Consider the following 25,731-nt stretch of genomic DNA (forward strand, 5'->3'; position numbering starts at 1 on the left):
GTTCGCCCAGGCGCTGGCGCAAGCATTTCGGCTTGATTCACCCGAGCCGATGATGTGAAGCCAGGCCGGACTTGATTTGAGACAGGCATGAAAGGTCGCACCATGCAGCAGAAACCCACCCGCAAGGTGATCATCGACACCGATCCCGGCATCGACGACGCGGTGGCGATCCTCCTGGCGCTGAAGTCGGCCGAGTTCGATGTCATCGGCATCACCACGGTGGCGGGCAATATCGGCATCGCCACCACCACGCGCAACGCCGGCCGCATCTTGGCTCTCGAAGGCCGCGTCGACGTGCCGGTGATTGCGGGCGCTGCCGGGCCGCTGTCGCGAAAAGGCTTCGACACTGCCGACATCCACGGCAATGACGGCCTCGGCGGCGTGGCCTTCCCCGATCCGCTGGCGCAGCCCCAAGGCGGAGACGCGGTGACCTGGCTGCGCGACACGCTCCTGACCGCTGACGCCGGCACCGTCGACATCCTGGCGCTCGGCCCGCTCACCAACATCGCCCGCCTCGTCACCGAACATCCGGAAGCTGCGCGCCGTATCGGCCGCGTCATTGCCATGGGCGGCGCGGTCTATGAGCCGGGGAACATCGGTCCGCGCGCCGAGTTCAACATCGCCGCCGACCCCGAGGCCGCCGGGATCGTCTTCGCCGCCGGGCTCGACATGACGCTGATCCCGCTCGACGTCACCCGCAAGGTCCGCGCCACGCGCGACGACACCGCCATGCTGCAAGCTTCCGCCGTGCCGGCGGCGGTCGCCTCGGGCGCGCTGATCGACGCCTATTTCCAGTCGACCATGGGCGGCGAGAGCCGGCCGCTGCACGACCCCTGCGTCATGCTGCTGGCCCTCGACGAGGCGCTGTTCACCCGCGAGACGCTGAAGCTCACTGTTGACACCGGCACGACGCGCGACGCCGGCGCGCTCACCGTATCGGAAGATGGCTCGCCCGTGTCGGTGGCGCTGAAGGTCGAGAGCGCTGCGGTGCTGAAGCTGCTCTATGACAGGCTGCAGGCGGAGTAGCGGGTGAAGAGCTGCTGGCCGCGGACGGAATAGCACTCCGCCATCCCTGAAGCCGGAGCGAGGCACCGGCGATCATTTATTGGGCGGCGGGCAGCGCGGGCACTCGTCGCCTCGCCAGTCGTTTCACGACAAGTCCCCCTCACCGTCACGGCTTCGCCGTGCCACCTCTCCCCCACTCCATGGGGGCGAGGAACTCCAAGTTCTGTGCAGACTGCGCCTCAGGCTCGGTTTCCTGAAATCTTACTGCTGAAAGGGTTTGGTTTGTTCGGACGAACCGCCGGACCCTAGGCGATTGGCGATTCCTCTCCCTCACGAAGTGGGGGAGAGGTGGCACGGCGAAGCCGTGACGGTGAGGGGGCTTTGAGCCAGCCCGAAGTGTCGATCCAGCAAAAAGTTCGCTGGTGCGCGTCGGAAGACCAGCCTCTACGCCGCCAGTTCCTGCTCCACCAGCGTCGTCCAGAACTTCACCCCGCTCGCCAGCGCGTCGTCGTTGAAGTCGTAGCGGCTGTTGTGGTGCAGGGCGCCGTCGACGGCGGGGCCGTTGCCGAGCCAGACATAGGCGCCAGGCACCTCCTGGCTGAACATGGCGAAGTCGTCGCCGGCGGTCGATGGCGGGAACTCGGTCATCACCTTGTCGACGCCGAGTGCGGCCTGCGCCGCCGCCAGCGCCCGGCGCGTCGCGTCGCGGTCGTTCACCACGGGCGGCATCTGCCTGAAATAGCGATACTCCGCCTCGATGCCGTAGAGCCGCGCCGAGCCTTCGGCCAGCGCACCGATCTCTTCTTCCAGCTGGTCGCGCACGGCGGCCGAATACGCGCGCGACGTGCCGCCGATCTTGACGAGGTCCGGGATGACGTTGAGCGCCTCGAAGCTGCCGGCCTCCATCGCGCAGGCGCTGACCACGGCCGGCTGCAGCGGGTCGACGCGGCGCGCGACGATGGTGTGGAGCGCGGTCAGGAACTGGCCGGCTGCGGTCATCGCGTCGCGGCCGAGATGCGGCTTGGCACCGTGGGTGCCGATGCCCTTGAACGTGACGGTCCAGCGGTCGGACGAGGCGAGCTGCGGCCCGGCCACCACTGCCATGCTGTCGGGCGCGATGCCCGGCATGTTGTGCAGTCCATAGACCGCATCGACGGGAAACTGCTTGAAGAAGCCGTCGGCGATCATCGCCTTGGCGCCGCCCCGGCCTTCCTCGGCCGGTTGGAAGATGAAATGCACGGTGCCGGAGAAATTCTTGCGACGGGCGAGCTCGCGTGCGGCACCCAGGAGCATCACCGTGTGGCCGTCATGGCCGCAGGCGTGCATCTTGCCCTCGACGGTCGACTTGTAGGACCGCTCCTCGGCCATTTCGGGCATGGCCAGCGCGTCCATGTCGGCGCGCAGCGCGATCCGTCGCGAACCGTCGCCGACCTTGAGCGTGCCGACGACGCCGGTCTTGCCGAGGCCCGTCTGTATGGCGATGCCGGCGTCAATCAGCATCTTCTGCACGATGCCTGACGTCCGCACCTCCTCGAAGCCGAGCTCCGGATGGGCGTGGATGTCGCGGCGCAGCGCCGTCAGCATCTCGATTTCGCCCTTGTCGTGCCTGGCCGTCGATGTCATCACGCAAGCTCCGTTCGGCCCGTCTCTTCGTCCGGCAGCGCCCAGGGCCATCGGCGCCGCATGTCCCCTTCTGCATCAGAAAGGCCCATTGTGCCACTCGCTCCGCATCAATTCTGGCAGACGGTTTTTCCCGCAGGCACGTTCGACGCGGCGCCTGCCGGCGGCTTCAGCGACCTCTACCCGGCATCGCTGGCCGACGGGCGCCAGATCGCGCTGCCGATCAGGGTCCTGCCGGGCGACGGCAGCCGGGCAGTCGCCTCGATGATCGTCAACCAGGCGAGCTTTGCCGTCGAGGATGCCTTGTCGGATGCCATGGCCTCCTATGCCCGGGCCTACGACCCCGAGGTCGTGATCGGCGTGCCGACGCTTGGCCTGCCGCTCGCAAACGGCGTGGCCCGGCGGCTCGGTCACGACAGGATGGTGGCGCTCGGGACGTCCAGAAAGTTCTGGTACAGCGAGGAGCTGTCCGAGCCGATGAGCTCGATCACCAGCCCCGAGCACGCCAAGCGGCTCTACCTCGACCCGCGCATGCTGCCGCTGCTCGAAGGCCGGCGCGTGCTGGTCGTCGACGACGTCATCAGTTCCGGCACCTCGATGCTGGCGGTGCTGAAGCTCCTGGCCAAGGCCGGCATCAGGCCCGTTGCGTCCATCTTCGCCATGCTGCAGGGCGATGTCTGGCGCCAGGCCATCGGCGAACACGACGCTTCGCTGGTTGAGCGCATCCACGGCGCCGTTGCCTCGCCGCGTCTGATCCGCACCGATGCCGGCGGCTGGGTTCCCGTTCGGTCCTGACGATTTTGCCCGGTCGGCCTGCGACGAGCCGGAGCACCGAGGGCGGCCGCCCACGCCGGGCAGCCTTCGCTAGGCATGCGCGAAAATCGCTAGATCAGCTCATTCTTATACTTGACTCAAAAAGTCATAATAAATAGGAAAAAACAGACCCGATCGCCTCCGCCCAAAGTGGTGCGCCGGGTCAGAATTCGCCAACGTCGCAGTTCAGGCAGGCCGGGCGCGTCCTCGTTTCGGGGATGCGGAGGCGTTGCCATGTCTTTCCCGGAGCGCAAATTTGCACGGTCTGGATCTCGCCTCGCCCCACATCGCCGCCCATCTGCGCACCGCGCTCAGGCTGATCCATTTCGGCGGCCTGGTGCTGGGCTTCGGCGGCGCGCTCTTCCTCGACCTGTTGCTGTCGCGCTACCGTCGCTCGCCACTGACGGCGGAACTCGTCGGCAATGTCGAATGGATCAGCCGTTTCGTCGCCCTGGGGCTCGCCCTGCTGTGGTTCTCCGGCGTCGGTTTCCTGCTGCTCTACCAGGCCACCGAGCCGGAAAAGCTGCTCAATCCGAAGATTTGGGCAAAGGTGACGATCGTGTCGATCCTGACCCTCAACGGCATCGCCATCCATCGGCTCGTCCTACCCTTCCTGAACCAGCGGATCGGCAGCCGTCTGCTGGACGGCATAACACCCGGAAGGAAGGCTGCGCTGATCGGCTGCGGCGTGGTCTCGGCCGTATCCTGGACGATGCCGGTGATCCTCGGTGCGGCGCCACAGCTCAACTTCGTCGTCCCCTGTGCGATCATCCTCGCGGCCTATGCCGCAGTCATGCTGCAGGCGTTCCTGATCGCATCCTATGCCATGCGCGCACCGAAGGTCCGCGCGGAAAGTCTCTTGGGAGAGCCGTCCCGGCACCAGGCCGCGCGCTGACCTTGCCGGCACGCGCGCATCCCCGCTGAACGGGGCGTCATTGCCTCCCGGACCCGGACGGCAATGCGATTGCGGCCGTTCGTTGGACCGCTCGGGCGACGCGCCCGGCGTGTCCAGAGGCCGCAGGCGCGGGCGATTGAGGGTATGCCGGCTCCTCGCTAGGATGAGGCCATCGCGTCTGTGCTTGGCAGGCGAGGGTGGGGACCATGCGGACAAGATACGTCGTTCTGGGTGCGGGCGTGCTCGCCGCGGCCGCGGTGCTGGCCTATGCATTGCTTCCCGGAAAATCCGGAGGACTTCTCCGGCCGGGCGACGCGCAGGTCGTCGCCCGCGGCAAGGCGGTCTATCTCGGCACGTGCGCCGTCTGCCATGGCGCCAACCTGCAGGGCCAGGCCGACTGGCAGACGCCCGACAAGGACGGATACCTGCCGGCCCCGCCGCACGACGCGGACGGCCATACCTGGCACCACGCCGACCAGCTGCTGTTCGACATCACCAAGCTCGGGGTGACGGAAGGCGCCAAGCTGAAGGACTACAAGTCCAGGATGCCGGCGTTCGAAGGGACATTGCCGGACGAGGACATCATCGCCGTGCTGTCCTACATCAAGTCGACCTGGCCCGCGGATATCCAGAAGGCGCATGCCGAATTCGAGCGCGCCTACGAAATCCAGTCGCAAGCCAAGCAGTGACCGGCCGCAGCGAAGCTGCGCGGTGGTGCCTCTTCCGGGGGAACAAGGTCGGCTATCCGCCCAAGGCTGCCTAACCCTCGTCATCCCGCCACGATCTCGTCATGCGTGCTCGGCGATCACCACGAGGAAGGCGGGGCCGTAGCGCTCGAGCTTGGCTTCGCCGACGCCGGGCACGTTGGCCATCTCCGCGCGTGACGCGGGTCGCGCCGCAGCCAGTTCGATCAAGGTCTTGTCATGGAAAATCACATACGGCGGCACGTTCTGCAGGCGTGCGATCTCCGTACGCTTCCGCCGCAGCGCCTGGAACAGGTCGTGGTCCGCATCGGAGACGGCGGACTGCGCTGAGCTCCGCGCGACCTTGCCGCGCCTGGCGCGCGGCGAGGCCGGCACACGCAGCATGAGTTCTGGCTTGTCGCGCAGGAAGTCGCGGCCGGCGGGCGCGATCGACAGGCCGCCATGGCCGGTGAGATCGACGTCGATGAGGCGCAGCGCGATCAGCTGGCGCAGGATCGCCCGCCATGTACGGTTGTCGTGCTCCCTGCCGATGCCATAGGTCGAGATGCGGTCATGGCCGAACTGGGCGATGCGCTCGTTTTCCAGGCCGAGCAGCACGTCGACGATGTAGGCCTGCCCGAAACGCTCGCCGGTGCGGTAGATGCACGACAGCGCCTTTTGCGCGGCAATGGCGCCGTCGAACAATTTGGGTGGCTCGGCAAAGGTGTCGCAATTGCCGCACGGTTCGCACTGGTCGCCGAAATAGGACAACAGCACCTGCCGGCGGCAGCTTGCCGTCTCGGCCAACCCCAGGAGCGCGTCGAGCTTCTGCCGCTCCATGCGCTTGCGTTGGTCGGGCGCCTCCGATTCCTCGATGAAACGGCTGCGCAGCGCGATGTCGTCGTAGCCGTAGAGCATCAGCGTGTCGGACGGCAGCCCGTCGCGCCCGGCGCGGCCGGTCTCCTGGTAGTACGCCTCGATGCTGCCGGGCAGGTCGATATGGGCGACGAAGCGCACGTCGGGCTTGTCGATGCCCATGCCGAAGGCGACGGTGGCGACCATGATCACCGCCTCGCCATGCTGGAAGCGCATCTGGTTGGCCTCGCGCGCCGCCTTGTCCATGCCGGCGTGGTAGGCGAGCGCCTCGTAGCCAAGGCCCTGCAGCCAGGCGGCGGTTTCCTCGGTCCGTCGTTTCGACAGGCAGTAGACGATGCCGCTCTCGCCCTCGTAGCGCTTGAGGAACTCCTTGAGCTGGGCGCGCGGATTGTCCTTTTCCTCGATGGCGTAGCGGATGTTGGGGCGGTCGAAGCCGGCGATGAAGGCATCGGTTTCGTCAATGGCGAGATGCGAAAGGATTTCCGCCCGCGTCGGCTCGTCGGCCGTGGCCGTCAGGGCCATGCGCGGAACCCCGGCAAAGCGCGCCACGACCGCGTCGAGCTGGCGATAGGAGGGACGGAAATCGTGCCCCCATTGCGACAGGCAGTGCGCCTCGTCGATGGCGATCAGCGACAGCTTCACGCCTTCGAGCAATTCCAGCACGTCCGGCCTGAGCAGCGTTTCGGGCGCGACATAGAGGAGGTCGAGCTCGCCGGAGCGGATGTCGCGCCACAGGGCGCGGCGATCCTCGGGCGCAAGGTCGGAGTTGAGCCCGGCCGCGCGCACGCCGGCTTGCCGCAGCGCCGCCACCTGATCGGCCATCAGCGCCAGCAGCGGCGACACGACGAGCCCCATGCCGGGGCGGACGATCGCGGGGATCTGGTAGCACAGCGACTTGCCGCCGCCCGTCGGCATCAGCACGAAGGCGTTGCTGCCGGCGATCACATGCTCGACGATGCGCGCCTGCGGTCCCCTGAACGCATCATAGCCATAAACGGTCTTGAGGATTTCGAGGGCGGTGGCGGTCATCGGCGGCGCGGAGAATCATGGAAAGATCCTTCATAGCAGCTTCGCCGCGGTAGCGATCATCGATGCACCTTTTGTCCCTTACAACAATTTCGCCTGAGGAGCGAGCTGGGCTGAATCCAGCTTTGCTTTGCAAGCGCCTGTCGAAGAATTCAGGCTGTGCATTTGGGGCGGCACTGCAGACTGGCTGGCGGAGAGAGCGGGATTCGAACCCGCGATACGGTTCCCCGTATACACACTTTCCAGGCGTGCGCCTTCAACCACTCGGCCACCTCTCCGCGTCGCGCGCCTTGCGCCGGCCGGTTTCGCCGGGCTGGTTGGGAGTGCGTGCATCTCCTGGGGCGTGGCTTGCGGCCGCTCGGGCCGGCAAATCGGGCGCAGTCAACCTGCCTGACGCCTTCGCCTGCAGCCGAACGCGATCGCTTGCGTGCCGCTGCGGGGCTCATCTAGTCGATCCGGCGCCGCTTGCCAAGCGGTCGCGTCGCAAATCTTGCCGGCGAATTGGCCTTGCCGGCAAAATGGCGTGCATTGCGCCAGAGCATGGGGCGGGAACGAAGGCCGGCCGCCGCCTGGGCGCGTCCGCTGGCCAGGCTGCTGTCGAGCGTTCGGGGCGCGGTCGGACCGGCTGGCTTCGCTCCCCATCTTGCCAGCGGCGACGCTCGTGAGCAGACTGGCCACGGAGCGGAGAAGCGTGCGGGGGAGAAAAAATGTCCACACAGGGCGGCGAAGGCGGCGCGGGCGACAGGAGCATGCTGGGCTGGCTGCCGGTGGCCTGGGTCTGCATAGTCATGGCCCTTGCCGCGCGCGGCGTCGACGGCAGCCTGGCAAGCATCTGGAGCTATTCGTACCCCGGCTCCGTACTCGCCTTCATCTATGGTTCGATGGCCGTCGGTGCGGTCACCATCGCCTGGGGGCTCTATTTGCTCTGGCTCGTCTACCAGCGCTCGCCATGGTTCGCCCGCCAGTTCACGCGCTGGCAGTGGGCGGTCATCGCGGCCCTCGTCGTCAAGCAGCTCTATGTGCTCGCCGCGCCCGACTTCGCCTTCAGCCTGACCGCGCTTGCCTGGAGCCTGGGCGAGATCGTCGTAGGCGTCGCGATGATCGTGCTCGTCAAGCGCGAGCGCCAGGACCGGCCGGCGGCTCTCGCTGCCCCGGGCGCGCCGCGGCCGGCGTTGTCGGTCGTGGCTTCGATCGGGCTCGTCCTGCTCGGCATCGTCCTCGGCGGCGCGCTCGGTCTGGCAGCGGGGCTCGGCGGCGGCCAGCTTTATGCCTCGGCAACCGACATGAGCTGCTTCGAAGGCGGCTGCGGCTACTTCGTCATCTTCATGGGCCTTGCCGGCATCATCGTCGGCGCGCTCGCCGGCGGCATCTTCGCCCTCTGGCGCGTCCTCGGCCGCCGCTCCGGCCAGCCGGCATAGGCCATTTGCCTGTCAATTCGCCCTGTCCGCGATTGCGCGCGCTGCCCGCACACCTTATCTCTGATGGCGAAACCGATACTTCAGGACCTCTCATGATCCGCTTCGTGTTCCGTCTCGCTGCGGCGATCGCGCTTTCGGTGGCCGTCATCATGGCCGTGCTCGACGCGACGCGGACCGTTGCGGTGTCCAGGCTGGTCATGACGCCGCTCGATACCAGCTGGTCGACCGCCTCGCCGAGCACGTTTGCCGCCACGGAGGGCTTCGTCCGCGACAAGGCCGGGCCAGCGGCCTGGGAAGCGGTCGTCGTCCCGCTGCTCGACCTGCCGGGCTTCGCGATCTTCGCCGCGATCGCCTTCCTGCTCTATGCGGTGGGCCACCGCCGGCGCCCCGGACGTTTCACCGGCGAGGTCTGAAACCATTCGCCTGCGGCGACCGTATCGGCAAACGATGAAGGGAGAATGCCCATGTTTTTCCTGAGCGACATGCTGAACAAGAAGCTCAAGATGCCGGCGCCCGCCGAGGCGCTGCCCGGCCGCGACCGGCCGATCCCGACGGCCTCCAAGCACTACGTCTCCAAGCGCCCGCTCAAGGGGCCATATCCGGAAGGGCTGGAACAGGCCATGTTCGGCCTTGGCTGCTTCTGGGGTGCGGAGCGGCTGTTCTGGCAGGCGCCCGGGGTCTGGGTGACGGCGGTCGGCTATGCCGGCGGCATCACCCCCAACCCGACCTACCAGGAAACCTGCACCGGGCTCACCGGCCACGCCGAAGTGGTGCTGGTCGTGTTCGATCCCAAGGAGGTCGCCTACGGCCAGTTGCTGAAGATCTTCTGGGAGGCCCACGACCCGACCCAGGGCATGCGCCAGGGCAATGACGTCGGCACCACCTATCGCTCGGCGATCTACACTTACGGTGAGGCGCAACAGGCCGAGGCGATCGCCTCGCGCGAAGCCTACCAGGCGGCGCTCAAGTCCGCCGGCCGCGACAAGATCACCACCGAGATCGCGCCGGCGCCCGAGTTTTACTTCGCCGAGGAGGATCACCAGCAGTATCTGGCCAAGAACCCGTATGGTTATTGCGGCCTCAAGGGCACCGGCGTGAGCTGTGCGATCCCCCAGCAGGCATAGGTCTAGCCGTTGGTTTTGCAGTGGATTTGGATGGCCACAGCATTTTTCCAAAAGGTCAAGATTCCGCGTGAATTTTGCCTTGGCCCGTGCAAGATATGGCCATGAGCGGGGGGACACGATCCTCGCCATGCGCCGGGCGGCAGCCAGAGGAACGGCACGCACGGTGATCGAAAAAGACAACCGACAGGGTGTGGATCACATGAAACGTATCGTTCTTGGCCTCCTGGCGGCCACCGCCATGTGCCTTCCGGCGTTCGCAGCTGAAGTTCAGCCGGCGCTGCTCTACGATCTCGGTGGCAAGTTCGACAAGTCGTTCAACGAAGCGTCCTTCAACGGCGCCGAGAAGTTCAAGTCCGAGACCGGCATCGCCTATGTCGAGTTCGAGGTCTCCAACGCCTCGCAGCGCGAGCAGGCGCTCCGCCGCTTCGCCGAGGATGGCCGCAACCCGATCGTCATGGCCGGCTTCGCCTGGTCGGAAGCGCTCGACAAGGTCGCGACCGACTATCCGGACATCAAGTTCGCCATCATCGACATGGTCGTCGAGAAGCCGAACATCCGCTCGCTGGTCTTCAAGGAGCATGAAGGCTCCTACCTCGTCGGCGTGATGGCGGCGCTAGCCTCCAAGTCCAAGAAGGTCGGCTTCGTCGGCGGCATGGACATTCCGCTGATCCGCAAGTTCGGCTGCGGCTATGTCGGTGGCGCCAAGGCAGCGGGTGCGACCGAGGTCATCCAGAACATGACCGGCGACACTCCTGCTGCCTGGAACGATCCGACCAAGGGTGGTGAAATCGCCAAGACCCAGATCTCGCAGGGCGCCGACGTCATCTACGCCGCGGCCGGCGGCACCGGCGTCGGCGTGCTCCAGGCTGCGGCAGATGCCGGCAAGCTCGGCATCGGCGTCGATTCCAACCAGAACGGCCTGCAGCCGGGCAAGGTGCTGACTTCGATGCTCAAGCGCGTCGACACAGCCGTCTACAACGCCTTCATGGACGCCAAGAACGACAAGTTCGAGGCCGGCATCCAGAACCTCGGACTCAAGGAAGGCGGCGTCGACTACGCCATGGACGACAACAACAAGGGCCTCGTCACCGAAGAGATGAAGGCCGCCGTCGAGAAGGCCAAGGCCGACATCATCGCCGGCACCATCCAGGTCCACGACTACACCTCAGACGACAAGTGCCCCTATTGAGCGCTGGCTGAATGAAATACGCCGCCGGGCCCTGGTCCGGCGGCGTTTTTCATAGCCGGTCGGCTACCAGTGCGGAGGCTTGGTAACCGGCGTGTCGGGCGCGGCACTTTCTTCGAGGGCAAGGAAACGCTCGGTCAGCGCGTCGAGCTTCTTCTGCATGCGGTCGATGACCGTCCACTGCTCGGCGATCTGGCCGGAAAGCTCCTCGATCATGTGCTCCTGTTCCGCATTGCGGATTTCGAGCGTCGTCAGCCGGTCCTCGGGCGTGGTCATGGTCTTTCCTCCTCGGTCCGCAGCATGGGCAACTGGTCGAAAGTGGGCGCGGTCCGCCCGTTTGTCGAGGGCGCGTGCCCTGGTCGATTGGCAGGGCCAAGTGGGCGTGCTAGCTCTTCCGGCAAGCCATAACAAGAACATAAGAAACGTGAGTGGGACAGGCGTATGGCGGAAGCTGCTATCGAGCTGATCGGCATCAACAAGAGTTTCGGCGCCGTGCGCGCCAACCGCGACATCGCGCTCGAGGTGCCGCGCGGCACCATCCACGGCATCATCGGCGAGAACGGTGCCGGCAAGTCGACGCTGATGTCGATCCTCTACGGCTTCTACCAGGCCGACAGCGGCGAGATCCGCGTCAACGGCAAGCCGACCGCGATCAAGACGCCCAACGACGCCATCGCCGCCGGCATCGGCATGGTCCACCAGCACTTCATGCTGGTCGAGAATTTCTCGGTGCTGGAAAACGTCATCCTCGGCGCCGAAGGCGAGGCCCTGCTCAACAAGTCGATTTCCAAGGCGCGCTCCGAGCTGCGCCGGCTGGAGCAGGAATATGGCCTCGAGGTCGATCCCGATGCCGTCATCGAGGAACTCCCCGTCGGCCTGCAGCAGCGCGTCGAGATCCTCAAGGCGCTCTATCGCGGCGCCGAGATCCTGATCCTCGACGAGCCGACCGGCGTGCTCACCCCGGCCGAGGCCGATCACCTGTTCCGCATCCTCAAGCAGCTCAAGGACCAGGGCAAGACGGTGGTGCTGATCACCCATAAGCTGCGGGAGATCATGGCCATCACCGACAACGTCTCGGTCATGCGCCAGGGCACCATGGTTGCCACCCGCAAGACCAGCGAGACCACCGTCGAGGAACTGGCCGAGCTGATGGTCGGCCGCCGCGTGCTCTTGCGCGTCGAGAAGGGCGAGGCCAATCCCGGCGACGTCAAGCTCTCGGTCAAGAACCTGACCGTCAAGGATTCGCGTGGCGTCACCATGGTCGACGACGTCTCCTTCGACGTCCGCGCCGGCGAGATCGTCGGCATTGCCGGCGTCGCCGGCAACGGCCAGTCCGAGCTGATGGAGGCGATCTCGGGCATCCGCAAGGCGGTGTCGGGCACCGTGCTGCTGGACGGCAAGCCGATCGAGGTGACCGGCAATGCCGACCCGGCCGAGCTGCGCGACCGCGGTCTCGCGCACGTGCCGGAGGACCGCCACCATGTCGGCCTGGTGCTCGCCTTCGAGGAGAACGAGAACTCGATCCTCGGCTATCACGACAAGCCGCAATATCTGAAGGGCCCGTTCCTCAACCTCGACGCGATCCAGAAGGACGCGCAGGACAAGATCGCCAAATACGATATCCGCCCAGCCAGCCCTCGGCTCAAGACCGCCAACTTCTCCGGCGGCAACCAGCAGAAGATCGTGCTCGCGCGTGAAATCGAACAGGACCCCGGCGTGCTGATCGTCGGCCAGCCGACGCGCGGCGTCGATGTCGGCGCCATCGAATTCATCCACAAGCGCCTGATCGCCATGCGCGACCAGGGCAAGGCGGTGCTTCTGGTGTCGGTCGAGCTCGACGAGATCCGCTCGCTCTCCGACCGCATCCTGGTGATGTTTGCCGGCCGCGTCGTCGGCGAGCGCGGGCCCGAGGCCGGCGAAGGCGAACTCGGGCTTCTCATGGCAGGCGTCGAACACAAGGAGGCCGCCGAATGAGCACGCCTTACGCAAAACTTCCGGCCTGGGCCGACTATGGCCTCATCCCGCTCATCAACCTGCTGGTCGCCTTCATCGTCGCCGGCCTGGTCGTGCTGCTCGTCGGTGAAAATCCGTTCCGCGCCGCCGTCATCCTCGTCGAAGGCGCCTTCGGCAGCGGCCAGGGCCTCGCCTACACGCTCTACTACGCCACCAACTTCATCTTCACCGGCCTTGCGGTGGCGGTCGCGTTCCACTGCGGCCTGTTCAACATCGGCGGCGAGGGCCAGGCCTACATCGCCGGTCTCGGCATCGGCATCGTCGCCCTTGCCTTCGACAGCGTGCTGCCGTGGTGGCTGACCTTCCCGCTGGCGATCATCGCCTCGGCGCTCGTCGGCGCGCTGTGGGCGCTGATCCCGGCCTATCTGCAGGCCAAGCGCGGCTCGCACATCGTCATCACCACCATCATGTTCAACTTCATCGCCGCCTCGGTGATGGTCTACATGCTGGTCAACGTGCTGAAGCCGGTCGGCGCCATGGCGCCGCAGACCCGCCAGTTCCTTGAAGGCGCGCAGCTGCCCAAGCTCGGCTGGCTGCTGGCCGAATTCGGCCTCAAGGTCCGCCCGTCGGCGCCGCTCAACATCTCGTTCCTGCTGGCGCTGGTCATGGCCTTCCTGGTCTGGGTGCTGATCTGGCGCACTAAGCTCGGCTACGAGATCCGAACCATGGGCTTCAGCCCGAAGGCGGCGCGCTACGCCGGCATCTCGGCCTCCCGCATCACCATCATCACCATGCTGATCTCGGGCGCGCTCGCCGGCATGATGGCGCTCAACCCCATCCTCGGCGACCAGCACAACGTGCCGCTCGACTTCGTCAGCGGCGCCGGCTTCGTCGGCATCGCGGTGGCGCTCATGGGCCGCTCGCATCCTGCCGGCATCGTGCCCGCGGCGATCCTGTTCGGCATGCTCTACCAGGGCGGCGCCGAGCTGTCCTTCGAGATGCCCGACATCAGCCGCGACATGATCGTCATCATCCAGGGCCTGGTGATCCTCTTCGCCGGCGCGCTCGAACACATGTTCCGCCCGGCCATCCAGGGCATCTTCGCCAGCGTCAGTCCGAGATCCGTCGGCATCGCCGCCGCAAAAGGGGAGCGTGTCTGAGATGGAATTCATCGACACGCTCATCAACGTCCTGAACTCGACCATCCGCGTCTCGGTGCCGCTGCTGCTCGCCTGCCTCGCCGGCCTTTATTCCGAACGCGCCGGCGTGTTCGACATCGGCCTCGAGGGCAAGATGCTCGCCGGCGCCTTTGCCGGGGCTGCGGCCGCCGCGGTGTTCGCCTCGGCCTGGATCGGGCTTCTCGTCGCCATCCTGGTGTCGATCGGCATGGCGCTGGTCCACGGCTTCGCCTCGATCACCCATCGCGGCAACCAGATCGTCTCGGGCGTCGCCATCAACTTCATCGCCGCCGGCTCCACCATCATCCTCGGCCAGGCCTGGTTCCAGCAGGGCGGCCGCACGCCGTCGCTGCCCCCCGAGGCCCGCTTCGGCGCGATCAACCTGCCCGGAGCCGACGCCCTGCGCGACGTGCCCGTCATCGGCCAGCTCTATTCGGGCCTGCTGTCGGGGCATTCGCTGCTGACCTACGTCGCCTTCCTCGCCGTGCCGTTCACCTGGTGGGTGCTGTTCCGCACGCGCTTCGGGCTGCGCCTGCGCGCCGTCGGCGAAAACCCGGCCGCGGTCGACACCGCCGGCATCTCGGTCGCCTGGCTGCGCTACCGCGCCGTCATCTGCACCGGCATCCTCACCGGCATGGCCGGCAGCTACATGGCGCTCGCCCAGAACGCCGGCTTCGTCAAGGACATGACCGCCGGCCGTGGCTACATCGCGCTGGCCGCGCTGATCTTCGCCAAGTGGCGCCCGGTGCCGGCGATGTTTGCCTGCCTGCTGTTCGGCTTCCTCGACGCGCTGTCGATCCGCCTGCAGGGCACGCCCTTGCCGGTCATCGGCAAGGTGCCGGTGCAGTTCATGCAGGCGCTGCCCTATGTGCTCACCGTCATCCTGCTCGCCGGCTTCATCGGCAAGGCCATCCCGCCGCGCGCCGGCGGCGTGCCCTATGTGAAGGAGCGGTGAGCGCCGGATGATCGAATTTCCAAAACGCCCCTCATCCGCCTGCCGGCACCTTCTCCCCGTGAATGACGGGGAGAAGGGGGCAGTTGCGACGCTGACGCCTCCCTCTCCCCGTTCTTCACGGGGAGAGGGTAAGGGTGAGGGGCAGACTTCAGGATGCCGCAATGTCCCATGATCTCTTCCAGGCGGCGCAGACCGCCATGGCCAAGGCTTACGCGCCCTATTCGAAATTCCCCGTGGGCGCGGCGCTGCGCACCGAGGACGGCCGCGTCTTTTCCGGCGCCAACATCGAGGTGGCGTCCTATCCGGAAGGCTGGTGCGCCGAAACCACGGCGCTCGGCCACTACATCATGGGCGGCGGCGGCAAGATCACCGAGATCGCCGTGGTGGCGGCGCGCATGGCCCGCATCACGCCCTGCGGCGGCTGTCGCCAGCGCCTCGCCGAGTTCGCCAGCGCCGACACCAAGCTCTATCTTTGCGACGAAACCGGCGTGGTTGAGACCGTGACCATGGGCCAGATGCTGCCCTACGGGTTCCAGGGAGAGATCCTGAAATGAAGGAAGCCGTCGATCGTCTCGTCGAAAGCCTCGGCGGGCTCGCGCCGTCGACCGCGCTGGTGCTCGGCTCCGGCCTCGGCAACCTCGTCGACGAGGTCGAGAATGCCGTCCGCATTCCCTATGCCGAGCTGCCGGATTTTCCGCGCAGCGGCGTGACCGGCCATGCCGGGGAGATCGTCGCCGGCCTGTTCGGCGGTCGCCCGATCATCATGATGGCCGGACGGGCCCATTACTACGAGCACGGCGACGCCTCGGTCATGCGCCCTGCGATCGAGACGCTGGCCGGCATCGGAGTGACCCGGCTGCTGCTCACCAACGCGGCGGGCTCGCTCAGGCCCGGGATGCTGCCCGGCTCGATCATGCTGATCGAGGACCACATCAATTTCTCCGGCACCAACCCGCTGTTCGGCGAGCCGACCGACCGCCGCTTCGTCGGCATGACCGAGGCCTATGACGCGGGCCTGCGCAAGGCTTTCGAAGCCGCCGCCACCGACGCCGGCATCGAGCTGCACAAGGGCGTCTACATGTGGTTCTCCGGCCCGTCCTTCGAGACCCCGGCCGAAATCCGCATGGCGCGCCTGTTCGGCGCCGATGCGGTCGGCATGTCGACCGTGCCCGAGGTCATCGTCGCCCGCTTCCTCGGCCTCAAGGTGCTCGCCTGCTCGGTCGTCACCAATCTCGCCGCCGGCATGACCGGCGCCGAGCTGTCGCACAGCGAGACCAAGGACATGGCCCCCATCGGCGGCGCGCGCCTCGCCTCGGTCCTGCGCAAGGCCTTCGAGAAGGGCTCGTTCGATGCGTGAGCCGGGGGCGGGGCAATTGGAGAGCTTTGCATTCCTTCGCGCCCCCCTCTGGCCTGCCGGCCATCTCCCCCACAAGGGGGGAGATTGGCTGTCATCGCTGATTTCGCCAATCGCCAACGCCGCTGGACGAGCGGCGAGGGTGCCACTGCCAATCTCCCCCCTTGTGGGGGAGATGGCCGGCCCTTCGACCAACTCAGGACCAGAGGGGGGCAACGTAGAGCGCCACCCTGTCCGGTCCGCGAGCGCCCACTGATGCTCCCCCAGGAAATCATCCGCCGCAAGCGTGACGGCAAGGCACTCACCTCCGACGAGATTCGCGCCTTCGTCGCCGGCATCACCTCAGGGGCGGTGTCCGAGGGCCAGATCGCCGCCTTCGGCATGGCCGTCTTCTTCAACGGCATGGGCCGCGGCGAGGCGGTGGCGCTGACCACCTCGATGCGCGATTCCGGCGACGTGCTCGACTGGTCCGACCTGCCGGGCCCGGCCACCGACAAGCATTCCACCGGCGGCGTCGGCGACAACGTCTCGCTGATGCTCGCGCCCATCGTGGCGGCCTGCGGCGCCTATGTGCCGATGATCTCCGGCCGCGGCCTCGGCCACACCGGCGGCACGCTCGACAAGATGGATTCGATCCCGGGCTATGCCAGCCAGCCCGACCTCGCTCTCTTCCGTCGCACCGTGCGCGAGGCCGGCTGCGCCATCATCGGCCAGACCGCCGACCTTGCCCCCGCCGACAAACGTTTCTACGGCGTGCGCGACGTCACCGCGACGGTGGAATCGGTGCCGCTCATCACGGCTTCGATCCTGTCCAAGAAGCTCGCCGCCGGCCTGGGTTCCCTCGTGCTGGACGTCAAGCTCGGCAACGGCGCCTTCATGGAAAGGACGCGCGATGCCTCGACGCTGGCCACCAGCTTGGTCGAGGTGGCGAACGGCGCCGGCCTCAAGACCACCGCGCTCATCACCGACATGAACCAGCCGCTGGCGTCCGCCGCCGGCAACGCCGTCGAGGTGCGGAACGCGGTCGATTTCCTCACCGGCCGCTTCCGCGACCCGCGCCTGGAAGAGGTCACGCTGGCGCTCGCTGCCGAGATGCTGTTGTCCGCGGGCCGGGCCAGCTCGCAACGCGAAGGGCTGGAGCGGGTGCGGCTCGCATTGGAGGACGGCACCGCCGCCGACATCTTCGGCCGCATGGTGTCGATCCTCGGCGGGCCGGCCGACTTCGTGTCGAATGCGGGCAAGCACCTGCCCAAAGCGGACGTGCAGCTTGCCGTGAAAGCCCCGCGCGCGGGCTATGTGAGGGCCATCGCTACCCGCGACATTGGTCTGGCCGTGGTCGCGCTCGGCGGTGGCCGCACGCGACCGCAGGACAAGGTCGATCACGCCGTCGGCATCACTGGGCTCTTGCCCGTCGGTGCGCAGGTGCGGACGGGCGATGTGCTCGCCGTCATCCACGCCCGCAGCCAGGCTCAGGCCGAGGCGGCCGCCGCGGCCGTGCTTGCGGCCTATGCGATAGGCGAGGTTAGGCCCGCCGCCGCCAAGGCGATTGTCCGGCGGATCGCGCCGCAGGATTGAGGTGCGAGCCCGCACAACGGCAATGGGTCACCTCCAAGTAGAACGGGCGAGCCTCGAAAGGCGCGCTACCGTGCTACTGCACCAGCAGCAGCGCGCCGTTCTCGACCTGGTACTTCTTCAGCCGCGACAGGAAGCTCATGCCGATCAGCGTGCCTTCCAGCGCCTTGTCCTCGAGCACCACGGCCGGCACGTCCTCGACGCTGATGCGGCCGATCTGCAACCTGTCGATGCGCGCCACCGCGGCCTTGGCGACGCCGTTGGCGGTGTTGACCTCCTGGGTGAAGTCGGCCGCCGCCACCTTCACGCCGGCCTTGCGCGCGGTCGAGAGGTTGATCGCAACCACCGTCGCCCCGGTGTCCACCATGGCGTCGACGGAGCGCCCGTTGAGCTTGAAGGTCGCGGTGAAATGGCCGCGCAGATCCTGGTCGATCACCACCCGCCGCGCGCCCGTCGACGTGGCCGCCACATTGGCCTGGACCGGATTCTCGGCCGCCGTCTCGCTTCCTGAAGAAGCCGTCAGCAGCGCCCTGAACGTGTCGCCATTCTTCTCGTACAGCGTCGGCAACGACGCCGACGTACCGGCGGCGACGCCGAATATGATCAGTTTACGCAGCATTGTGACGCCTCTTGTTTTGGCGTCATCCTAGGCGGCACAAGGTGATCGGGGCTTTAACGGCGGCGGCCGGGCGGACGCCGTTGCGAAAGGCGGTGAACAGCCGGTTAAGCCGGCTATTTGGTGCCGTACATGCGGTCGCCGGCGTCGCCGAGGCCAGGCACGATGTAGCCCTTCTCGTTGAGCGAGCGATCGATCGAGGCGGTGAACACCGGCACGTCGGGATGCGCCTTGGTGAAGCGCTCGATGCCCTCCGGCGAGGCGAGCAGGCAGAGGAAGCGCAGATTGGTGGCGCCGCGGCCCTTGAGCTTGTCGATTGCCGCGATGGCCGAATTGGCCGTCGCCAGCATCGGGTCGACGACGATGACGAGGCGGTCGCCGAGGTCGCTCGGGGCCTTGAAGAAATATTCGACCGCCTCCAGCGTCTCGTGGTCGCGGTAGAGCCCGACATGGGCGACGCGCGCCGCCGGCACGAGGTCCAGCAGACCTTCGAGCAGGCCGTTGCCGGCGCGCAGCACCGAGGCGAACACCAGCTTCTTGCCCTCGAGCGTCGGCGCTTCCGTCGTCTCGATCGGCGTCTCGATGGTCTTGGTGGTCAGTTCGAGGTCGCGGGTGACCTCGTAGCCGAGCAGCAGCGAGATCTCGCGCAGCAGGCGCCGGAACCCGGCCGTCGAGGTTTCCTTGTCGCGCATGATGGTCAGCTTGTGCTGGACAAGCGGATGGTCGACGACGGTCACGGTCATGGCTTACGCTCCTGGAAACTCGGAAATTGCCGCCATTCTATCGGCAGGTACGTCGCCTACCAACGACCTGCCTGCCTCGAACCACAGTTTTGTCGGTGAAAATCAGCGTTTCTGGCCGTCCAGCTTGGCCAGCAGGACGGATTTCGTCTTCCTGTCGACGAACGCCGCCTCGATCGCGGTGCGGGTCGTCGCCGCCAGCGCCTTTTCGTCCATGCCGAAATGCTCGGCGGCGATGTCGTATTCGCGCTTCAGGCTGGTCCAGAAATAGGGCGGGTCGTCCGAGTTCAGCGTCACCTTGCAGCCGGCGCCGCGCAGCCGCGTGAAGGGATGCTCGGCGAAGCTGCCGAACACCTTGAGCGCCACGTTCGAGCCCGGGCAGATCTCGAGCACGATGCCCTCGTCGGCGATGCGCCGGACCAGGTCGGGGTTCTCGATGGCGCGCACGCCGTGGCCGATGCGCGAGGGGCGGATGTGGTCGAGCGCTGCCTGAACGCTCTCCCAGCCCAAGAGTTCCCCGGCATGGATGGTGATGCCGAGCCCCGCCTCACGGGCGATCTCGAAGGCGCGCACATAGTCCTCGAAGTCGCCCATGCGCTCGTCGCCGGCGACGCCGAAGCCGGTCACCAGCGGATGGTCGCATTTGGCGGCAAAACGCGCCGCCGCCTCGATCGAATCGACCCCGACATGGCGCACGCCGGTGACGATCATGCGGCCCTCGATGCCGGTCTTGGCCTTGGCTCGCTCCATGCCTTCGCCAAGTGCGTCGGTATAGGCCTTGGGCGTGAGCCCTGCCTTGATCGCATGGTCCGGCGAGGTGAAGACCTCGGAATAGATCGCACCGTCGCGGGCAAGGCTGGTCAGGTAGTGCTCGGAAAGCCGGGCATAATCCTCTTCGGTGCGGAACAGGTCGGCCGAGAAGTCATAGGCGGCGAGGAACGAGGTGAAATCGTTCCATACGAAAGAGCCGTTCTGGATGAAGGGGGAGTGATCCTTGCCGTATTTCTGCGCCTGGCGGATTACGAGTTCGGGAGCGGCAGCGCCTTCTATGTGGCAGTGCAGCTCGGCTTTCAATGGCATATGTTTTTCCTCGTCCTCTCGGCGCGGGCGCGGCTGAAAACCGCGCCTCAGACAATAGCGCCGGCTGGTGTGATCGGCTATGGTCCCGCCGGATTTGATTGGACAAGAAAATGTCAGAACAACGGACGACGGCCGCCGGCGGCATGGAAACTTCGTATGGTTTCCGCAATGTCGGCGCGGCCGAGAAGCAGGGCCTGGTCAACGAGGTCTTTCACAAGGTCGCCAACCGCTACGACCTGATGAACGACCTGATGTCGGGCGGCCTGCACCGGGTCTGGAAGGATGGCATGGTGGCCTGGCTCAATCCGCCGCGTCGCCCCGGCTGGAAGGTCCTCGACGTGGCCGGCGGCACCGGCGACGTCGCCTTCCGCATCATCGATGCCTCGCACGGCAACGCGCACGCCACGGTCCTCGACATCAACGGCTCGATGCTGGCCGTGGGCCGCGAGCGGGCCGAAAAGCGCGGCCTTGCCAAGCAGACCGACTTCGTCGAGGCCAATGCCGAGGAACTGCCATTCGCCGACGAGACCTTCGACGCCTACACCGTCGCCTTCGGCATCCGCAACGTGCCGCGCATCGACGTGGCGCTGGCCGAAGCCTGGCGCGTGCTCAAGCCGGGCGGTCGCATCATGGTCCTCGAATTCTCCGAGGTCGACATGCCGCTGCTCGACCGCGTCTACGAGGCCTGGTCGTTCAACGCCATTCCGCGCATCGGCCAGGCCGTCACCGGCGAAGCCGAGCCCTATTCCTATCTGGTCGAATCGATCCGCAAGTTCCCCAACCAGCAGAATTTTGCCGCGATGATGACCCGCGCCGGATTCGATCGCGTCTCCTTCCGCAACTACACCGGCGGCATCGCGGCCCTGCATTCGGGCTGGAAGCTTTGACGGACGGCGCACGATGAGCAGTATCGGGGCGTCTTTCCGGCTCGCCCGCGCCGGCTGGATCATGGTGCGCGAGGGCGTGGTCGCGGCATTGCCGGGCGACCAGCTCGACGGCCTGCCCAGGTTCGGCTGGCGGGTGGCGAAGCTGTTGACCCGTCGCCGCGCCCGCACCAAGCAGCGCAGCGACCGCCTTGCCAACGCCATCGCCCGTCTCGGCCCGTCCTACGTCAAGCTCGGCCAGTTCCTGGCCACCCGTCCAGACGTCGTCGGCGACGAGATCGCGCTCGACCTGGCGCTGCTTCAGGACAGCATGGCGACCTTCCCGATGCCGGAAGCCGTTTCCGCCATCGAGGGTTCGCTCGGCCGCAAGGTCGAGGACCTCTATGTCCGGATCGGCGAGCCGGTCGCCGCCGCCTCCATCGCCCAGGTCCATCCGGCCGAGGTGGCGACCGCCGACGGCGTGCGCAAGGTTGCGGTCAAGGTCATCCGGCCCGGCGTGCGCAAGCGCTTCTTCCAGGATCTCGAAAGCTACTTCCTCGCCGCCAGGCTGCAGGAACGCTACATCCCGTCGAGCCGCCGCCTGCGCCCGGTCCAGGTCACCGAGACGCTGGCCCAGACCACCAAGGTCGAGATGGATTTCCGCCTCGAGGCCGCCGCCTATTCCGAGCTTGGCGAGAACACCAAGGAGGATCCGGGCTTCCGCGTGCCGTCGATCGACTGGGAGCGCACCGGCCGCGACGTGCTCACCATGGAGTGGATCGACGGGATCAAGCTCAACGACATCGAAGGCCTGCGCGCCGCCAACCACGACCTGAAGGCGATTGCCGCGACGCTGGTCCAGTCCTTCCTCCGGCACACCCTGCGCGACGGCTTCTTCCATGCCGACATGCACCCGGGCAACATGTTCGTCGACGCCAAGGGCGACATCGTGGCCGTCGACCTCGGCATTTCCGGCCGCCTCGGCAAGAAGGAGCGCCGCTTCCTCGCCGAGATCCTCTACGGCTTCATCACCCGCGACTATACCCGCGTCGCCGAAGTGCATTTCGAGGCCGGCTACGTGCCGCGCCGGCACGATGTCGCCGCCTTCGCCCAGGCCATCCGCGCCATCGGCGAGCCGATCCACGGCCAGCCGGCCGAGACCATCTCCATGGCCAAGCTCTTGACCCTTTTGTTCGAGGTCACCGAGCTGTTCGACATGGAGACGCGGCCGGAACTGGTGCTGCTGCAGAAGACCATGGTCGTGGTCGAGGGCGTCGCCCGCTCGCTCGATCCCGCCTTCAACATGTGGAAGACCGCCGAGCCGGTGGTCGGCCACTGGATCGCCGGCAATCTCGGCCCGCGCGGCCTGCTGATCGACGCCCGCGACGGCCTTGGCGCGCTCTTGTCGCTGGCCCGCCAGGCACCCGATCTGTCTGCCCGCGCAGAGCGCCTGTCGCGCGAGATCGACGCCATGGCCGAGAACGGCCTGCGCTTCGACCAGGCCACCGCCCACGCCATCGGCAAGGCCGAGGCCCGCCACACCCGCTCCGGCCGCATAGCGCTCTGGGTGATCGCGCTGACCCTGCTCTACATCGCCTGGAAGCTGCTCTGACGCGACATGACAGCATTGCTAGCAATGCTGTCATTGAATGCATTGCCTGCCCGCGCTATCTTTGGGTGAGACAGGAGCCATGCCGTGGGCACGCTGACCATCCGCAACCTCGACGACGACGTGAAGCAGGAACTGCGCGAACGCGCTGCGGCTCGCGGCGTGTCGATGGAGCAGGAGGCGCGCGACCTCATCACCCGCGATGTCAGGAACGGCAATCGCCGGCTGCTCAAGGTCTCCTTCGACGACATCATGAGCCTGTCCCGCAAGCCCGACACGCCCGTCGATTCCAGAAAGGCGCAGGACGAGGTCTGGGACTATCTCTACGAGGCTGATCGGCCCAAATGATCGCCGTCGACACTTCGGCCTTGTTTGCATTCCTTGCCGCGGAGCCTGAGGCGGCGGACATGGCGCGCCTCATGTACGGTTCGCCGGTCCTGGTGTGCGCCCCGACCTGGGCCGAGACGGGTATCGTCGTGTCGAACAAGCTCGGATCGGATGGATTGTCCCGGCTGCAGCGGCTTGCGCAGGTCCTGCAGTTCGACGTCGTCGCCTTCGATCGCGACCTCGCCGACGCAGCCGTAAGTGCACATCGCCGCTTCGGCCGCGGCTCCGGCCACGCAGCTGATCTCAATTTCGGCGACTGCTTCGCCTATGCGCTTGCGAAAACCCGCAACGTCCCGCTGCTTTTCAAGGGCGACGATTTCATCCATACCGACATCGAGCCGGCATTCAAGCCGGCCTGAGACCACGGCGGACCTGGCATGTTCCTTTCCGGCAAGCGCATCCTGCTCATCATCGGCGGCGGCATCGCGGCCTACAAGTCGCTCGACCTGATCCGCCGGCTGCGCGAGCGCGGTGCCTCGGTGCGGGCGATCATGACCTCAGCCGCCCAGGAATTCATCACGCCGCTGTCGGTCGGCGCGCTCACCGCCGACCACGTCTTCACCGATCTCTTCGACCGTCAGGACGAGCAGGATGTCGGCCACATCAGGCTGGCGCGCGAGGCCGACCTGATCGTCGTTGCCCCCGCCACCGCCGACCTGATGGCCAAGCTCGCCAACGGCCATGCCTCCGATCTCGCCTCCGCCGTGCTGCTCGCCACCGACAAGAAGGTGCTCTTGGCGCCGGCCATGAACCCGAAGATGTGGTCGCACCCGGCGACGCGCCGCAACCGCGCCACCCTCGAAAAGGATGGCGTCGCGTTCATCGGCCCGATGAAGGGCGAGATGGCCGAGAGCAACGAGGCCGGCGAGGGCCGCATGGCCGAGCCGCTGCAGATCGTCGGCGCCGTCGAGGAGTTGCTGGATGCCCGGCCCAAGCCGCTGTCGGGCCGCAAGATCATCGTCACCTCGGGTCCGACGCACGAGCCCATCGATCCCGTGCGCTACATCGCCAACCGCTCCTCGGGCAAGCAGGGCCATGCGCTCGCTGCTTCGCTCGCCCGGCTCGGTGCCGACGTCCGCCTCGTCTCCGGCCCGGTCACTATTGCAGATCCCGCCGGCGTCAAGACCGTGCATGTCGAGAGCGCGCGAGAGATGCGCGACGCCGTCGAGCAACTGCTGCCGGCCGACGCTGCCATCTTCGTCGCCGCCGTCGCCGACTGGCGCACCGCCGCCTCCGCCGGCGAGAAGATCAAGAAGGTGGCGGGCGAGGGGCCGCCTGCGCTGCAGATGGTCGAGAACCCCGACATCCTTGCCGGCGTCGGCCATCATGCCAAGCGGCCCTATCTGGTCGTCGGCTTCGCCGCCGAGACCCAGGACGTGCTCAGGAACGCCCAGGCCAAGCTCGCCAGGAAGGGTGCCGACTTCATCGTTGCCAATGACGTCAGCCACGAGGGCGGCGTCATGGGCGGTGATCGCAACCGGGTGAAGATCGTCAGCAAATCAGGCGTCGACGAATGGCCCGATTTGCCCAAGGAAGAAGTGGCCGAGCGGCTTGCCCAGCTGATCGCCGAGAAGCTCAGGACGATCACTGTCTGAGCGGTGTTTCGCCTGTGAAAACATAGTGTTCACCGGATGGTGTCTTGGCCGCTTCGCGCGTGCGTGCGAAACCAAAACCCCACCCATCCGGAGTTCCCTCGGAAATGAAGCTTTTCTACATGCCCGGCGCGTGCTCGCTGGCCCCGCACATCGTCGCCAACGAAGCCGGCATCGACCTCGAACTCGTCAAGGTCGACGGCAAGACCAAGACCACCGAAACCCAGCAGGACTTCCTCGCCACCAACCCCAACGGCTACGTGCCGGCGCTGGTCCTCGGCGACGGCGAGCTGATGACCGAATCCTCGGTCCTGGTGCAGTACCTGGCCGACCAGAAGCCCGAGACGGGCCTGATGCCGAAGGCCGGCGACATGGCGCGCTACCGTGTCCAGCAGTGGCTGGCCTTCGTCGCCACCGAGCTGCACAAGGTCTTCGGCGCCTTCTTCAAGCCCAACACGCCCGAGGCCACCAAGGAGATCAACCGCGAGCTGCTCGCCAGGCGCCTCGCCTATGTCGACGGCAAGCTCGAAGGCCGCTCCTACCTGATGGGCGACGTCTTCACCGCGGCCGACGCCTATCTCTGGACGATCCTCGGCTGGGCCAGGCATGTCGGCATCGACCTGACTTCCTTCGCCAATATCCAGCGCTATCTCGGCACCGTGGCCGCCCGCCCGGCCGTGCAGAAGGCGCTGCGCGCCGAAGGCCTGGCCTGATCCCTGCGATCTCTGCGGCTGACGCGGCGGTTCCGAACCTGACGACAAGACGGCCCTCAGGCATCCGCCCGAGGGCCGTTTTCTTTATGCAATTCCTATTTCTTTCAGGGCGCCGCTCTCTCGAACCTTAATGCGGTTCGGCCCCAGATTCCTCCCTGACATCGACAGCTCTGCCGACGACGCCCGCACCGCAGGCGTCGTCGTGTCGTGCATCGATCTAACGCCCGCCTGCCGGGATGAAATTCAGGAAAGGACCACGGAGATGGACATCTTCGTACTCGCCATAGGCGTCGTCTTCTTCGCCATGTGCTTCGCCTACGTCAAAGCCTGCGACATCCTCTGAGGAAGCGCCCGATGTTGTTCGACTATATCCTCGGCGGCGGCGTGACCGTGTTCCTGCTCGCCTACCTGACCTACGCGCTCATCCGCCCTGAACGGTTCTGAAGACCGTCCCGCGCATGTTCGGAAAGCTT

Annotated in this window: 28 protein-coding genes and 1 tRNA gene; 22 read left to right on the forward strand and 7 right to left on the reverse strand. The window is 66.6% G+C overall.

All coding sequences use genetic code 11. From position 1 onward, the window contains the following. The first annotated feature begins 87 nt into the window (after nucleotides 1–87). Nucleotides 88–1,026, forward strand: coding sequence for a nucleoside hydrolase (locus tag AmiPiv_RS03945; RefSeq protein ID WP_340035979.1), 939 nt, complete (start codon nucleotides 88–90; stop codon nucleotides 1,024–1,026). Between the two features lie 423 nt (nucleotides 1,027–1,449). Here AmiPiv_RS03945 and AmiPiv_RS03950 read toward each other — a convergent pair whose 3' ends face one another. Beyond that, a complete protein-coding gene (locus tag AmiPiv_RS03950) occupies nucleotides 1,450–2,628 on the reverse strand; it encodes a M20 aminoacylase family protein (RefSeq protein ID WP_340035980.1) in 1,179 nt (392 codons plus the stop codon). Between the two features lie 60 nt (nucleotides 2,629–2,688). Between AmiPiv_RS03950 and AmiPiv_RS03955 the strand changes: the two genes are divergently transcribed. The 3 genes from AmiPiv_RS03955 to AmiPiv_RS03965 all read left to right on the forward strand — a co-directional run bounded on the left by AmiPiv_RS03955 (nucleotide 2,689) and on the right by AmiPiv_RS03965 (nucleotide 5,022). Further along, nucleotides 2,689–3,420, forward strand: a complete 732-nt coding sequence (locus AmiPiv_RS03955; protein ID WP_340035981.1) for a phosphoribosyltransferase — start codon at nucleotides 2,689–2,691, stop codon at nucleotides 3,418–3,420. Between the two features lie 274 nt (nucleotides 3,421–3,694). Continuing rightward, the gene (locus tag AmiPiv_RS03960; protein ID WP_340035982.1) at nucleotides 3,695–4,333 is read left to right on the forward strand and encodes a hypothetical protein; all 639 of its coding nucleotides are present in this window, start codon (nucleotides 3,695–3,697) and stop codon (nucleotides 4,331–4,333) included. 206 nt (nucleotides 4,334–4,539) lie between these two features. Then, entirely contained in the window at nucleotides 4,540–5,022 is a 483-nt protein-coding gene (locus AmiPiv_RS03965) for a c-type cytochrome (RefSeq protein ID WP_340035983.1), read from the forward strand. Nucleotides 5,023–5,121: 99 nt separating this feature from the next. Here AmiPiv_RS03965 and recQ read toward each other — a convergent pair whose 3' ends face one another. Both recQ and AmiPiv_RS03975 read right to left on the reverse strand, forming a co-directional pair. Continuing rightward, nucleotides 5,122–6,921, reverse strand: a complete 1,800-nt coding sequence (recQ, locus tag AmiPiv_RS03970) for a DNA helicase RecQ (RefSeq protein WP_340035984.1) — start codon at nucleotides 6,919–6,921, stop codon at nucleotides 5,122–5,124. A gap of 185 nt (nucleotides 6,922–7,106) precedes the next feature. Then, nucleotides 7,107–7,196 (reverse strand) — tRNA-Ser (locus AmiPiv_RS03975). Nucleotides 7,197–7,625: 429 nt separating this feature from the next. Between AmiPiv_RS03975 and AmiPiv_RS03980 the strand changes: the two genes are divergently transcribed. The 4 genes from AmiPiv_RS03980 to AmiPiv_RS03995 all read left to right on the forward strand — a co-directional run bounded on the left by AmiPiv_RS03980 (nucleotide 7,626) and on the right by AmiPiv_RS03995 (nucleotide 10,649). Next, the gene (locus AmiPiv_RS03980; RefSeq protein WP_340035985.1) at nucleotides 7,626–8,336 is read left to right on the forward strand and encodes a hypothetical protein; all 711 of its coding nucleotides are present in this window, start codon (nucleotides 7,626–7,628) and stop codon (nucleotides 8,334–8,336) included. 92 nt (nucleotides 8,337–8,428) lie between these two features. Then, nucleotides 8,429–8,749 (forward strand): hypothetical protein, encoded by a 321-nt coding sequence (locus AmiPiv_RS03985; protein ID WP_340035986.1) that lies wholly within the window; start codon nucleotides 8,429–8,431, stop codon nucleotides 8,747–8,749. A gap of 51 nt (nucleotides 8,750–8,800) precedes the next feature. Then, complete coding sequence (gene msrA, locus AmiPiv_RS03990; RefSeq protein ID WP_340035987.1) at nucleotides 8,801–9,460, forward strand: peptide-methionine (S)-S-oxide reductase MsrA; 660 nt, start codon at nucleotides 8,801–8,803, stop codon at nucleotides 9,458–9,460. A 199-nt stretch (nucleotides 9,461–9,659) separates the two neighbouring features. Next, a complete protein-coding gene (locus AmiPiv_RS03995; protein WP_340035988.1) occupies nucleotides 9,660–10,649 on the forward strand; it encodes a BMP family lipoprotein in 990 nt (329 codons plus the stop codon). 63 nt (nucleotides 10,650–10,712) lie between these two features. On the opposite strand, the gene AmiPiv_RS04000 is transcribed toward AmiPiv_RS03995, so the two are convergent. Next, complete coding sequence (locus AmiPiv_RS04000) at nucleotides 10,713–10,922, reverse strand: SlyX family protein (protein WP_340035990.1); 210 nt, start codon at nucleotides 10,920–10,922, stop codon at nucleotides 10,713–10,715. A 165-nt stretch (nucleotides 10,923–11,087) separates the two neighbouring features. On the opposite strand from AmiPiv_RS04000, the gene AmiPiv_RS04005 reads away from it, so the two are divergent. The 6 genes from AmiPiv_RS04005 (at nucleotide 11,088) to deoA (ending at nucleotide 17,661) form a co-directional block, all read left to right on the forward strand. Then, nucleotides 11,088–12,620, forward strand: a complete 1,533-nt coding sequence (locus AmiPiv_RS04005; protein ID WP_340035991.1) for an ABC transporter ATP-binding protein — start codon at nucleotides 11,088–11,090, stop codon at nucleotides 12,618–12,620. Continuing rightward, nucleotides 12,617–13,759, forward strand: a complete 1,143-nt coding sequence (locus AmiPiv_RS04010; RefSeq protein ID WP_340035992.1) for an ABC transporter permease — start codon at nucleotides 12,617–12,619, stop codon at nucleotides 13,757–13,759. Before AmiPiv_RS04005 ends, AmiPiv_RS04010 begins: the two co-directional genes overlap by 4 nt. 1 nt (nucleotide 13,760) lies before the next feature. After that, nucleotides 13,761–14,732: an ABC transporter permease gene (locus tag AmiPiv_RS04015; RefSeq protein WP_340035994.1), complete on the forward strand. Its 972-nt coding sequence runs from the start codon at nucleotides 13,761–13,763 to the stop codon at nucleotides 14,730–14,732. Between the two features lie 161 nt (nucleotides 14,733–14,893). After that, complete coding sequence (gene cdd, locus AmiPiv_RS04020) at nucleotides 14,894–15,286, forward strand: cytidine deaminase (protein WP_340035996.1); 393 nt, start codon at nucleotides 14,894–14,896, stop codon at nucleotides 15,284–15,286. After that, entirely contained in the window at nucleotides 15,283–16,089 is an 807-nt protein-coding gene (locus AmiPiv_RS04025; protein ID WP_340035997.1) for a purine-nucleoside phosphorylase, read from the forward strand. The genes cdd and AmiPiv_RS04025 overlap by 4 nt, the downstream gene beginning before the upstream one ends. Before the next feature lie 252 nt (nucleotides 16,090–16,341). Then, complete coding sequence (gene deoA, locus AmiPiv_RS04030; protein WP_340035998.1) at nucleotides 16,342–17,661, forward strand: thymidine phosphorylase; 1,320 nt, start codon at nucleotides 16,342–16,344, stop codon at nucleotides 17,659–17,661. A gap of 73 nt (nucleotides 17,662–17,734) precedes the next feature. Here the strand turns inward: deoA and AmiPiv_RS04035 are convergent, their stop codons facing one another. The 3 genes from AmiPiv_RS04035 to AmiPiv_RS04045 all read right to left on the reverse strand — a co-directional run bounded on the left by AmiPiv_RS04035 (nucleotide 17,735) and on the right by AmiPiv_RS04045 (nucleotide 20,094). After that, on the reverse strand, nucleotides 17,735–18,277 hold the full coding sequence (locus tag AmiPiv_RS04035) for a TIGR02281 family clan AA aspartic protease (RefSeq protein ID WP_340035999.1): 543 nt from the start codon (nucleotides 18,275–18,277) through the stop codon (nucleotides 17,735–17,737). Nucleotides 18,278–18,390: 113 nt separating this feature from the next. Continuing rightward, nucleotides 18,391–19,017, reverse strand: coding sequence for a uracil phosphoribosyltransferase (gene upp / locus AmiPiv_RS04040; RefSeq protein ID WP_340036000.1), 627 nt, complete (start codon nucleotides 19,015–19,017; stop codon nucleotides 18,391–18,393). A 102-nt stretch (nucleotides 19,018–19,119) separates the two neighbouring features. After that, the gene (locus AmiPiv_RS04045; RefSeq protein ID WP_340036001.1) at nucleotides 19,120–20,094 is read right to left on the reverse strand and encodes an adenosine deaminase; all 975 of its coding nucleotides are present in this window, start codon (nucleotides 20,092–20,094) and stop codon (nucleotides 19,120–19,122) included. Nucleotides 20,095–20,204: 110 nt separating this feature from the next. Between AmiPiv_RS04045 and ubiE the strand changes: the two genes are divergently transcribed. The 8 genes from ubiE (at nucleotide 20,205) to kdpF (ending at nucleotide 25,702) form a co-directional block, all read left to right on the forward strand. Beyond that, the gene (gene ubiE / locus AmiPiv_RS04050) at nucleotides 20,205–20,981 is read left to right on the forward strand and encodes a bifunctional demethylmenaquinone methyltransferase/2-methoxy-6-polyprenyl-1,4-benzoquinol methylase UbiE (RefSeq protein WP_340036002.1); all 777 of its coding nucleotides are present in this window, start codon (nucleotides 20,205–20,207) and stop codon (nucleotides 20,979–20,981) included. Between the two features lie 13 nt (nucleotides 20,982–20,994). Further along, nucleotides 20,995–22,569, forward strand: coding sequence for a 2-polyprenylphenol 6-hydroxylase (ubiB, locus tag AmiPiv_RS04055; RefSeq protein ID WP_340036003.1), 1,575 nt, complete (start codon nucleotides 20,995–20,997; stop codon nucleotides 22,567–22,569). Nucleotides 22,570–22,653: 84 nt separating this feature from the next. After that, complete coding sequence (locus AmiPiv_RS04060) at nucleotides 22,654–22,914, forward strand: FitA-like ribbon-helix-helix domain-containing protein (RefSeq protein ID WP_340036005.1); 261 nt, start codon at nucleotides 22,654–22,656, stop codon at nucleotides 22,912–22,914. Then, the gene (locus AmiPiv_RS04065; RefSeq protein ID WP_340036006.1) at nucleotides 22,911–23,312 is read left to right on the forward strand and encodes a type II toxin-antitoxin system VapC family toxin; all 402 of its coding nucleotides are present in this window, start codon (nucleotides 22,911–22,913) and stop codon (nucleotides 23,310–23,312) included. The genes AmiPiv_RS04060 and AmiPiv_RS04065 overlap by 4 nt, the downstream gene beginning before the upstream one ends. A gap of 18 nt (nucleotides 23,313–23,330) precedes the next feature. Continuing rightward, a complete protein-coding gene (coaBC, locus tag AmiPiv_RS04070; protein WP_340036007.1) occupies nucleotides 23,331–24,548 on the forward strand; it encodes a bifunctional phosphopantothenoylcysteine decarboxylase/phosphopantothenate--cysteine ligase CoaBC in 1,218 nt (405 codons plus the stop codon). Between the two features lie 104 nt (nucleotides 24,549–24,652). Then, nucleotides 24,653–25,258 (forward strand): glutathione transferase GstA, encoded by a 606-nt coding sequence (gene gstA / locus AmiPiv_RS04075; protein ID WP_340036008.1) that lies wholly within the window; start codon nucleotides 24,653–24,655, stop codon nucleotides 25,256–25,258. A 130-nt stretch (nucleotides 25,259–25,388) separates the two neighbouring features. Continuing rightward, nucleotides 25,389–25,601, forward strand: coding sequence for a hypothetical protein (locus AmiPiv_RS04080; RefSeq protein WP_340036010.1), 213 nt, complete (start codon nucleotides 25,389–25,391; stop codon nucleotides 25,599–25,601). An 11-nt stretch (nucleotides 25,602–25,612) separates the two neighbouring features. Further along, nucleotides 25,613–25,702, forward strand: a complete 90-nt coding sequence (gene kdpF / locus AmiPiv_RS04085) for a K(+)-transporting ATPase subunit F (protein WP_340036012.1) — start codon at nucleotides 25,613–25,615, stop codon at nucleotides 25,700–25,702. Nucleotides 25,703–25,731 lie beyond the last annotated feature (29 nt).

Origin of the sequence: Aminobacter sp. Piv2-1 (assembly GCF_037625995.1) — a bacterium.
In the GTDB taxonomy this organism is placed as follows: domain Bacteria; phylum Pseudomonadota; class Alphaproteobacteria; order Rhizobiales; family Rhizobiaceae; genus Aminobacter.